Below are 11444 nucleotides of genomic sequence, written 5' to 3'. Positions count from 1 at the left end.
ACCAGGTCGACGCGGTGATCGCGGTGGTGGCCGCCCGGGACCTGCTGGCCCGCCGGGTCGAGGTGGACGTCGCCTCCCATCACGCGATCGTCGACCCGATCCTTGCCGACCTTCGGGCCGAGCTGGCCGGTCTGGATCCCCAGCCGCCGGCCATCCCGGTGTTCGTCACGACCGGCGACTCGGGGAGCGACTCGAGCGTGGGTGCCTTCGACGCCGATCACTGGGTGGCCAACCTGCGCAACCCGGTCATGTTCGCCGACGCCGTCGCCGCCGCCGGCGCCGAGCACACCATGTTCGTCGAGGTAAGCCCGAACCCGGTCGTGACCTACGCCGTCGACGACACGCTGGCCGACTCCCACCACCACACCCTGGGCACGCTGGCGCGCGACGCCGACGACACGCTGAGCTTCCACACCAATCTCAACGCCACCCACACCGCCCGCCCGCCGGTGACCCCGCACGGCCCCGAGCCTCACGTTCCGATTCCCACCGCCCCGTGGCACCACACCAGGCACTGGATCGCGCCGCCCCCTCGCCGCGGCACCGGGGCGTCGGCCCCGGCTTCCGGCACCCTGCTCGGCGCGCGAACTCCGCTGGCCGGGGCGATGGCCGGGCATCTGTGGCAGGCGGAGCTGCTCCCGCAGGCCAAACCGTATCCCGGCTCACGACGCATCGCCGGAGTCGAGATCGTCCCGCCGTCGGTGCTGATCCGCACGCTCGTCGCCGCGGCGGCCGAAGCCGGTGCCGGAGGTCTCGAGGACGTCCGGTTCGACAGTCCGGTCACCGTCGACCAGCCGCGCCTGGTCCAGGTGTTCACCGACGGCGCGACAATCACCATCTCCTCGGCCGCGACGTCGGAGTCCGAGCCGCACTGGATCAGGAACGCGACCGCCCGTGTCGCGGGCCGGCCCGCCGGCGAGGCCGCCGAACCCGACTCCGGCGCGGACCACGCCCTCGACCCTTCGGCTGTCGAGCAGTTCCACAGCACCTGGGGCATCGAGGGCCAGACCTTCGAGTGGTCGGTCGACGCGCACGAGGCGATGCCCGGCAGGCTGCGCACCGACATTGCGCTGCAGCAGGATTCGCCCGCTCCGGCGATCGCCGCACTGCTGGACGCGGCGATGGACCTCTCCCGCCTGGCCGGGACGTCCGAGGACGGGCTGATGCTGCCGGTCGCAGTGGACGCCGTGGCGGTCTCCCCGACGGTCCCCGACGAGCACCGCGGCGTCATCGACGTCCGGCGGCGCGCCGGTGCGGACGGCGAACTCGTCGTCGACGTCTCCGTCCACGGCGCCGACCGGCAGAGCTGCGCCGAACTGCGCGGGCTGCGATTCAAGTCGGTGCAGTCCAGTGCCGCGCTCGCGCCGGCCGCCGATCCCCGCACGGTGGCCCACACCATCGACTGGCAGCCCTGGGAGCGGGACACCGCCCCGGCCGTACCCGCCCCCGTGGTCGTGATCGGCGACAACGACGCCGCGCATGCGATCCGCGATTCGCTGGCCGGACTCGGCCACCCGGCGGCCGACCTGCTCGACGCCCGCTACGTGCTCTATGTCGCCGACCCGGCGACCAGCGGGACCGACGTGGATGCCGCGGCCGGTCTTGTCTGCGACGCCGGCGAGATCGTGGCGCGCCTGGCCGAACGCGACGCCCGCAACCCGGCCACGCTGTGGATTCTCACCCGCGGCGTGTACGAAGCCGGCACGAGCGCAGCGCTGCGGCAGAGCTGCCTGTGGGCGCTGGGCGGTGTGATCGGCGCCGAACAGCCCCAGTTGTGGGGCGGTCTGGTCGATATCGACCCCGACGTCGACGCGGCGGACTGCGTGGCGACGCTGTCGGCGATCCTGCACACCCCGGCCAAGGGGACGTTGCTGCTGCGCGACGGCGCTCTGCTGAAGTCGGCCCTGGCGCCGCTGCCCCGAACAGCGGTGCGCCAGCCGCTGCGGTGCCGTCCCGACGCGGCCTATCTGGTCACCGGGGGGCTCGGTGACCTCGGCCTGCTGACGGCCGGCTGGCTGGCCGAACGCGGGGCCAGGCACCTCGTCCTGCTGGGACGGACCAAGCTCGACCTCGAGGACGGGGGTCGCGAGGGCGGGGATGCGGACGGCGGTTCGGAGACCGATGCGGCCACCCGCCGGCGCGTGGCGGCGATCCGGGCGCTGGAGCGCGGCGGAGTCACGGTTCAGACCGCCGCGATCGACATCGGCTCACCGGGAGAGTTGCAGGCGCTGCTGGAGCGGCGCGAGGCCGAGGCGGCGCCGCCGATCCGCGGTGTGGTCCACGCCGCCGGCGTGACCGAGGGCCAGTTGCTCACCGATCTCGATCCGGACCGGGTGCGCCGCACGGTGTGGCCCAAGATCGCCGGCGCGCAGGTGCTCCACGACGCGTTCCCGCCCGGGCGGCTGGACTTCCTGTACTTCATCGCCTCGGCCGGCTCGGTGTTCGGCGTACCCGGACAGGCCGCGTACGCCTCGGGCAACGCCTATCTCGACGCGCTGGCCCGGTCGCGGCGCAGCCTGGGTGACGACACCATCAGCCTGGACTGGGTGGCCTGGGAGGGTCTCGGACTGGGCAAGGACGCCCAGATCGTGGTCGACGAACTCGAACGGGTCGGATCGCGTCCGATCAATCCCGCCGAAGCCGCCGCGGCGTGGGAGTACGTGACCCGGTTCGACAGCGGGCAGGTGGTGATGGCCCCGCTGCTGGCCGGCGCGGCCGACGTCACGGCCCACCAGGCCGACCTGCCGACGGTGGACTGGTCACACCTGTCGCCCGAGGAGTTGCGAGCCGAGTTGCAGAAGGGCGTGCGATCGATACTGGCCGCCGAACTGCGCATCAGCGAGGACCAGCTCGACCTTGATCTGCCGTTCGCCGAGATGGGCCTGAACTCGGTGATGGCGATCTCCATCCGCCGGCAGCTGGAGCAGTTCGTCGGCATCGAACTCTCGGCGACCATGCTGTTCAACCATCCCACGATCGCCGGCTTCGCCGGCTACCTCGCCAACCGGGTGATGCCGGAGGCCGCAACCGAGGGCGACGAGACCGTCGAGGACTCCGCGGGCAGCGTGCTCGACTCCCTGTTCGACACCGTCGAGGCGACGTCGTAGAGGCCTGACCGTCCTCCCGCCCGAGACCCGACCCGAAAGGATGCCGCGATGCCGGAGATCGGAGACTCCATCCCCGCGCTGATCGACTTCAGGGCGGAGCACCAGGCCGACGACCCGGCCTACACCTTCGTCGACTACGAAGCCGACCCGGCCGGAGTGTCCGAGAGCCTCTCCTGGTCGGAGCTTCGGGACCGGGTCTACGTCGTCGCCGACACGCTGGCCAGGATCGGTTCGCCCGGAGACCGGGTTGCGATCGTGGCCCCGCAGGGACTGGAGTACGTCATCGGTTTCTTCGGTGCCATCCAGGCCGGCATGATCGCCGTTCCGCTGTCGGTGCCGCAGCCGGGTCAGCACGATGCCCGCGTGGCCAGCGCGCTGGGGGACTGCGCCCCGGTAGCCGTGCTGACCACATCGGCTGTGGTCGACGAGGTCCGCAAATATGCCCAGACGCCGTCCTCGCAACGTCCGCCCAAGGTGATCGAAGTCGACGCCCTTGATTTCGACTCCCCGGTGAAACCTGTTGCAGTGCAGTCGTATCCGAAGATCGCCTACCTGCAGTACACCTCGGGGTCGACCCGGGCGCCCGCCGGCGTGGAGATCACCCACCGCAACGCCCTGGTCAACGTGGATCAGGCCGTCACCGAGTACTTCGAGAACCTCGACCGTCTGCCCGAGGATCTGACGATCGTGTGCTGGGCCCCGCTCTACCACGACATGGGACTGATCCTCGGCGTCTTCATGCCGCTGGGCACCGGCCGGCCCTGTGTGTTGCTGAGCCCGGTGGCGTTCATGCAGAAGCCCCTCCGCTGGATTCAGCAGATGGCGGCCTACCCGAGTGTGATCACCGCCGGGCCCAACTTCGCCTTCGAGGTCGCCGCCCGCCGTTGCAGCGACGCCGACCTGGAGGGGATGGACCTGAGCGGGGTCCTGGTGATGATCAACGGCGGCGAGCGGGTCCAGGCGACCACGGTGCGGCGGTTCGCCGAGCGGTTCGGCCCGCACGGGCTCGCGGACTCAGCCATGCGGCCCACCCTCGGGATGGCCGAGGCCGCGGTGTTCGTGGTGACCTCCGCCGGCGGACGGCCGCCGACGATGGCGCGCTTCGACCCCGAGAAACTGGCGGCCGGGCATGCGGAGGTGTGCGCCCAGGGCGGCACCGAACTGGTGACCGCCGGGCGGCCGCGCACCTGCGAGCTGGTGGTCGTCGATCCCGAGACGCTGGTGGAAAGGCCGGCCGGGGAGGTCGGGGAGCTCTGGATGCGGGGCGAGCAGGTCGGCTCGGGTTACTGGCGCAACCCGGAGGCCACCGAGGCCGCGTTCAACGGCCGGCTGGCTCAGTCCCCGGCGGACCGGTGGCTGCGAACCGGGGATCTCGCGGTGATGTTCGCCGACGAGGTGTTCATCATCGGCCGGCTCAAGGACCTGCTGATCGTCGACGGGCGCAACCACTACCCCGACGACATCGAGACCACCGTCACCGGGATCACCGGCGGCAGGGTCGCCGCGGTGTCCGTCCCCGACGGGATCACCGAGAAACTCATCGTGATCGCCGAAGTCAAGGAGACCGATCCGCAGCGGCTGGGCGACATGAAAGAGAAGGTGACGGCGGCGGTCTCCCAGGAGCACGGCGTCCGGGTGGGTGACGCGATGTTCGTGGCCCCGCGTTCGCTGCCGATCACGACGAGCGGCAAGGTGCGCCGCAAGGCGTCGCTGGAGCTCTACCTTGCGGGCCAGTTGAGTCGGCTGGACGCTCTATGACCTTTGACGAGGGCGGTCTACGGCGCTGGCTGGCCGACTACCTGGTCACCAATCTCGGCTGCGACCCGGCGCAGATCGACCGCGACGCATCCATGCACGACCTCGGCGTGGCCTCCCGCGACGCGGTGGTGCTGACGGGGGTGTTGTCCGAAGCCCTGGGCCGGGTGGTCTCCCCGGTGGAGTTCTGGCAGTACCCGACGGTCACCGCGCTGGCGCGGTTCCTCACCGGCGGCGAGGTCGAGCCGGCATTCACCGACGTGCCACGGCTCAGCGGACGCGAGCCGATCGCCGTCATCGGGCTGGGCTGCCGGTTCCCCGGCGACATCGGGGGTCCCGACGAGTTGTGGGATTTCCTCGCGGCGCAGGAGTCGGGGATCCGGGAAGTGCCCGAAGGCCGGTGGTCGGTGTTCGAGGACGGCTCCGCCGAGCAGGCCGCGGTCGTGGCCGCGACCACGCGGTGGGGCGGCTATCTGACCGATGTCGCGGGCTTCGACTCCGATTTCTTCGAGATCCCCTCCGGCGAGGCCGACAAGATGGATCCGCAGCAACGGCTGCTCCTGGAGGTCACCCAGCAGGCCCTCGACGACGCCGGGGTCCCCGCCGACTCGCTGGCCGAGACCCGCACCGGAGTGTTCGCCGGTGCCTGCTCGGCCGAGTACTGGCCGATGGCGTCGGCCGACCTGACCGTGGTGGACGCCTGGTCGGGCACCGGCGGTTCGCCGAGCATCATCGCCAACCGGGTGTCCTACCACTACGACCTGCGCGGCCCGTCGGTGACCATCGACACGGCCTGTTCATCGTCGTTGGTGGCCGTGCACATGGCATGCCAGAGCCTGCGGTCCGGAGAGTCCGACGTGGCCCTGGCCGGTGGGGTCAACGTGCTGCTGACCCCCGCGCCGACACGGAGTTTCGATGTCGCCGAGGTGATGTCCCGCTCAGGTGAGTGCCATGCCTTCGATGCCGCGGCGGACGGTTTCGTGCGCAGTGAGGGCGCCGCGGTGGTGGTGCTCAAGCGCCTGGGCGACGCGCTGCGCGACGGCGATCGGGTGCTGGCGGTGCTGCGCGGGTCGGCGGTCAACCAGGACGGCCGCTCCAACGGACTGATGGCGCCCAACCCCGCCGCGCAGATGGCGGTGCTGCGATCCGCCTACGCCGACGCCGGCGTGGATCCCCGGGAGGTCGGCTACGTCGAGGCCCACGGCACCGGAACCCTGCTGGGTGATCCGATCGAGGCGAAGGCGCTGGGCACCGTGCTGGGACGGGGCAGGCAAGCCGACCAGCCGCTGCTGATCGGCTCGATCAAGTCCAACCTCGGCCACCTGGAGGCCGCCGCCGGCATCGCTGGACTTGTCAAGGCGGTGCTGGCGGTCGACCGCGGAACGGTTCCGCCCAACCGCGGCTACCGCAACCCCAACCCGCACATCCCGTTCGAGAAGCTGCGGCTCAAAGTGGTCGCCGAACCGACACCGTGGTCCGGTGACGACGGTGGCCCGCGGATCGCGGGGGTCTCGTCCTTCGGTTTCGGCGGCACCAACGCCCATGTGGTGGTCGGGTCGGCACCCGGTACGGGCGTGCAATCCGTTGCGCCGCAGAATGATTCCGGCTCGGCTCTGACCACGCTGGTGGTGTCGGGCAGGAGTCCGGAGCGGGTGTCCGCGGCGGCCGGGGCGCTGGCGGAGTGGATGGGCGGCGCCGGGGCGGCGGTGCCGCTGGACCGGATCGCACACACCCTCAACCACCACCGCACGCGGCATCCGGTGTTCGCCACCGTGTGTGCCCGTGACCGGGCGGCGGCGCTGGCCGGACTGGCGGCGCTGGCCGAGGGGCGTTGGGCGCCGGGGGTGGTCGCCGGGCACGCCGGCCGTTGCCGGGCGGGCACGGTGTTCGTCTACTCCGGCCAGGGCTCGCAGTGGGCCGGGATGGCCCGCCGGCTGCTGGCCGACGAGCCGGCGTTCGCCGCGGCCATCGACGAACTGGAGCCGGTCTTCGTCGAACGGGTCGGGTTCTCGCTGCGGGCGACGATCGCCGACGGCGAGACGGTGCGCGGCGACGCCCGGGTCCAGCCCGTCGTGATGGGACTGCAACTGGCGCTGACCGCGCTGTGGCGGTCCTACGGGGTGCACCCCGACGCGGTCATCGGGCACTCCATGGGTGAGGTCACCGCCGCCGTGGTCGCCGGCGCGCTGACCGCCGAGCAGGGCTTGACGGTGATCGCCGCCCGGTCGCGGCTGATGGCGGAACTGGCCGGGCCGGGCGCGGTGGCTCTGCTCGACGCCGACGCCGACGCGACCGCGGATCTGATCGGCGACTATCCCGGGGTGGAGATCGCCGGATACCTCTCGCCGCGCCAGACGGTGGTGGCCGGGCCGGTCGGCGCGGTCGAGACGCTGATCGCGGCGGCCACCGCGGCCAACCGGTTCGCCCGGCGGGTCAACATGGAGGTCGCCTCGCACACCGCGTTGATGGATCCGGTGTGCGAACCGTTGCGCGCCGAACTCGCCGGCCTGGTCCCGCGGGTGCCCTCGATCCCCATGCTGTCCACGGTCGCCGATCCGGGCACGACCCCGCTGCTCGACGCCGACTACTGGGTGGCCAATGTGCGCAGGCCGGTCCGGTTCCAGCAGGCCGTCAGCGCCGCGGCCGCCGACCACGGCACCTTCATCGAGATCAGCCCCAACCCGATCCTGGCCCGCGCGATCGACGACACCGTGGCCGAGGCGCACCACCACACTCTGGGCACCCTGGTCCGCGACGCCGACGACACGCTGAGTTTCCACACCAACCTCAACGCCACTCACACCACGCATCCGCCGGTGACCCCGCACCCGCCCGGCCCCCACACCACGCTGCCCGGCGCGCCCTGGCGGCACACCCGGCACTGGGTCAAGGCCGGACCGCCGCACCGGACCGCCGCGGCCGGCGTGCCCACCGGCCCGTCGGTGGTTCCCGCCGAGTGGATCTGCGGGCTGCACTGGCCGTCCCGCGCGATGGCCCAGGACGGCGGCCCCGGTGCCGGCGACGGCTGGCTGGTGGTGGCCGATGCCGCGATCGGGGCGGAGTTAGGCCGTCTCCTCGGCGGCGAGGCCTCGGTCACGGTGGTGCCGCCGGCCGAACTCGCCGGGGATCCGGACGCGGTGATCGCCGAACTCGCCGGGGTCACCCACGTGCTGTACGCGCCGGAGTCGGCCGGCGCCTGGGATGCCGCCGGCGGCTACCGGATCTTCACCGCCGCAAGGAAACTGGCCGCCGCCCTGACCGAGCGGCCGCTGCCGCCGAAGCTGGTTCTGCTGACCCGCAACGCCGCGCCCGTCGACGCCGGTGACCGGGCCAACCCCGCCCACGCCGTGTTGTGGGGCCTGGGCCGCACCCTCGCCCTGGAGCACCCCGAGATCTGGGGCCGGGTCATCGACGTCGACGAGTCGGTGCCCGCCGAATTGACCGCCCCGCTGGTCCTGGCGGAGGCCTACTCCGGCGGCGCCGAGGACCAGGTCGCCTACCGCGCCGGGGTGCGACGGGTTCCCCGGCTGCGCCCCGCGTCGATGGCCGCGGCTCCGGTCCGGCTCGATTCCGAGGCCAGCCACCTCGTCGTCGGCGCGACCGGGAACATCGGCCCGCACCTGATCGGTCACCTGGCCGACCAGGGCGCGGGCACGATCGTCGCGGTGTCGCGCAACCCCGGCACCAGGCTGGATGACCTCACCGAAGCGTTGGCGCGCAGGGGAGTCCGGCTGGTGACCGTCGCAGCCGACGCCGCCGACCCGACCGCACTGGCGGCGCTGTTCGACCGCTTCGGCGCCGACCTGCCCCCGCTGGCCGGGGTCTACCTGGCCGCCTTCGGAGGCGGCCCGGTGACCCTGCGCGAGATGACCGACGCCGACGTGGCCGGCATGTTCGCCCCCAAGCTGGACGCGGTGGAACTGCTGCACCGGCTTTCACTGAAGCACCCAGTTCGCCAGTTCGTGCTGTTCACCTCGATCTCCGGACTGCTCGGCTCGCGATGGCTGGGTCACTATGCGGCCACCACCACATTCCTGGACGCGTTCGCCTATGCGCGGCGCGCGGCCGGACTGCCCGCCACCGCAGTCGACTGGGGCTGGTGGAAGTCCCTGGCGGACAACCAGTCCGACTCCGAACGGCTGGTGACGCTGGAGTCCGGGCTGCTGCCCATGGACGACGCGACGGCGATCCGCGCGCTGTCCGTGCTCACCGCCCCGGAGTCTCCGGTCGCCTGCGCAATCGTCGCGGCCGACTGGAATCGGCTGGCAAGTGCCTACCGCTCCCGCGCGTCGCTGCGCATCATCGACGACATGGTCGCCGACGCCCAAGCCGAGACGCGTTCGGCCACAACCGAGTTCCGCACCGCGCTGGCCGAGTGCGAGCCGAACGAACGCCACCAGATGCTCACCGGGCACGTCTGCGCTCTGGTCACCGAGGCGATGGGACTCTCCTCGACCCAACTGCTGGACCGGTCCGCCGGGTTCTTCCAATCCGGTATGAACTCGTTGATGAGCGTGGCGCTCCGGCGATCGCTCAGCGACTCGATCGGCGAGGAACTGCCCGCCTCGGTGATCTTCGACTACCCGACCGTCGACGCCCTGGTCTCCTACCTGGCGGCGAAGCTTCCGGAGACGGCCGTCCCCGCCGACGCCGCTCCCGCCGCCGCCGACGACTACGACGACCTCGCCGAGGACGAGCTTCTCGCGCAGCTCTCGGAGAGGCTGGGCTGACCCGATGACCGCTCCGGCCCCGGACCGCCGCGCGATCATCACCGAGGCGCTGCGCAAGATCGACGACCTCACCGCGCGCCTGGCGATCGCCGAGAAAGCCTCCACCGAGCCGATCGCCGTGGTGGGGATCGGCTGCCGCCTGCCCGGCGGCGTCGGCAGCGCCGACGACTTCTGGACGCTGCTGTCCGACGGCGCGAGCGGTGTCATCGAGGTGCCGGCCGACCGCTGGGACGCCGACGCCTACTACTCCGCCGACCACACCGTGCCGGGCACCATCTGCAACCGGGTGGGCGGTTTCCTGACCTCCTGGCAGCCGGACGAGTTCGACGCGGAGTTCTTCAACATCTCCCCGCGGGAAGCGGCCGGGATCGACCCGCAGCAGCGGCTGCTGCTCGAGGTCGCCTGGGAGGCACTGGAGAACGCCGGTGTCGACCCGCAGTCGATCCGCGGATCGCGGACCGGTGTGTTCATCGGCATGACGACCAACGACTACTACCACTCGGTGGCCTCCAAGCTGCGCCGCGAACAGATCGACGCCTACATCCCGTTCGGCAACGCCCCCAACTTCGCCGCCGGCCGGCTGTCCTACTTCCTCGGCGTGCGCGGGCCGGCGGTGGTGCTGGACACCGCGTGCTCGTCGTCGCTGGTCACCATTCACCTCGCCTGCGAGAGCCTGCGCCGCCGGGAGAGCGACGCCGCCCTGGCGGCCGGGGTCAACCTGATCCTCAGCCCGGAGAACAGCATCGCCTGCTCGCGGTTCGGCATGCTCTCCCCGGACGGCTCGTGCAAGACCTTCGACGCCGAGGCCAACGGCTACGTCCGCAGCGAGGGCTGCGGCGTGGTGGTGCTCAAGCGACTAGAGGACGCCCAGCGCGACGGCGACCGGGTGGTGGCGGTGATCCGCGGTTCGGCGGTCAACCAGGACGGCGCCAGCAGCGGCCAGACCGTGCCCAACGGACCGGCCCAGCAGGCGCTGATGCGCCAGGCGCTGCACGCCGCACGGCTCGCCCCCTCCGAGGTCGACTACGTCGAGGCGCACGGCACCGGCACCGGCCTGGGCGACCCGATCGAACTCGACGCGCTGGCCGAGGTGTACGGCGAGCGGGACGGCTCGGCGCCGCTGGTGCTGGGCTCGGTGAAGACCAATCTCGGTCATCTGGAGTCGGCAGCCGGGGTGGCCGGCTTCATCAAGGCCGTGCTGAGCGTGTCGCGCGGTCACATCCCGCGCCAGTTGCACTTCTCCCGGCTGACTCCGCACGCCGGCCCCGGCGCGTCGAAGTTCGTCATCGCCGCCGAGCCGCAGGACTGGCCGGCCGTCAGCCGTCCGCGCCGGGCCGCGGTGTCCTCCTTCGGGGTCAGCGGAACGAACGCCCACGTGCTCGTCGAGCAGGCCCCGTCGACCGCGGCGATCGCCGACACCGAACCGGAGCCGGCGGTCAGCACCCTGGTGGTGAGCGGACGCACACCCGAGCGGATCGCCGCCACCGCGCAGCGGCTGGCCGACTGGCTGGAGACCGCCGACCTGGGGCCGGCGGAGGTGGCCCACACGCTCAACCACCACCGGGCCCGCTTCCCGATGTTCGCCACCGTCGTCGCCGGTGACCGCACCCAGGCCGTGGAGGGTCTGCGCGCGCTGGCCGGTGGCTACCCCGCGCCCGGTGTGGCCGGTCCGCATCCCGGTCCGTGCCGGTCGGGAACGGTGTTCGTGTATTCCGGTCAGGGTTCGCAGTGGGCGGGCATGGGCCGGCGGCTGCTGGCCGAGGAGCCGGCGTTCGCCGCGGCGGTGGAGGAGTTGGAGCCGGCGTTCCTCGAGCGGGTGGGGTTCTCGCTGCGCGAGGTGCTGGCCTCCGGT

The 11444-nt window shown here is 72.0% G+C and carries 4 protein-coding genes; all 4 read left to right on the top strand.

The window, feature by feature from the left end; genetic code table 11:
* Nucleotides 1-3107: KR domain-containing protein (locus ACKOQ4_RS08705; protein ID WP_526290865.1), on the top strand; the 3107-nt coding region annotated here is incomplete at its 5' end.
* Nucleotides 3108-3155: 48 nt separating this feature from the next.
* Nucleotides 3156-4865, top strand: a complete 1710-nt coding sequence (locus ACKOQ4_RS08700) for a fatty-acid--AMP ligase (RefSeq protein ID WP_526290863.1) — start codon at nucleotides 3156-3158, stop codon at nucleotides 4863-4865.
* Nucleotides 4862-9592, top strand: coding sequence for an SDR family NAD(P)-dependent oxidoreductase (locus tag ACKOQ4_RS08695; protein WP_526290861.1), 4731 nt, complete (start codon nucleotides 4862-4864; stop codon nucleotides 9590-9592). The genes ACKOQ4_RS08700 and ACKOQ4_RS08695 overlap by 4 nt, the downstream gene beginning before the upstream one ends.
* Nucleotides 9593-9596: 4 nt before the next feature.
* A partial coding sequence (locus ACKOQ4_RS08690; protein WP_526290859.1) for a type I polyketide synthase occupies nucleotides 9597-11444 on the top strand: 1848 nt, incomplete at its 3' end.

The sequence above is a fragment of the Mycobacterium sp. genome, from assembly GCF_046095365.1.
Lineage (GTDB): Bacteria > Actinomycetota > Actinomycetes > Mycobacteriales > Mycobacteriaceae > Mycobacterium.
Note: the sequence above shows the minus strand (reverse complement) of the source record. Positions and strands in the feature narration are given on the sequence as shown.

Excerpts from the sequence above, each read along its gene's own strand:
- ACKOQ4_RS08700 (WP_526290863.1), top strand. The coding sequence starts at position 3,156 with ATGCCGGAGATCGGAGACTCCATCCCCGCGCTGATCGACTTCAGGGCG.
- ACKOQ4_RS08695 (WP_526290861.1), top strand. The coding sequence starts at position 4,862 with ATGACCTTTGACGAGGGCGGTCTACGGCGCTGGCTGGCCGACTACCTG.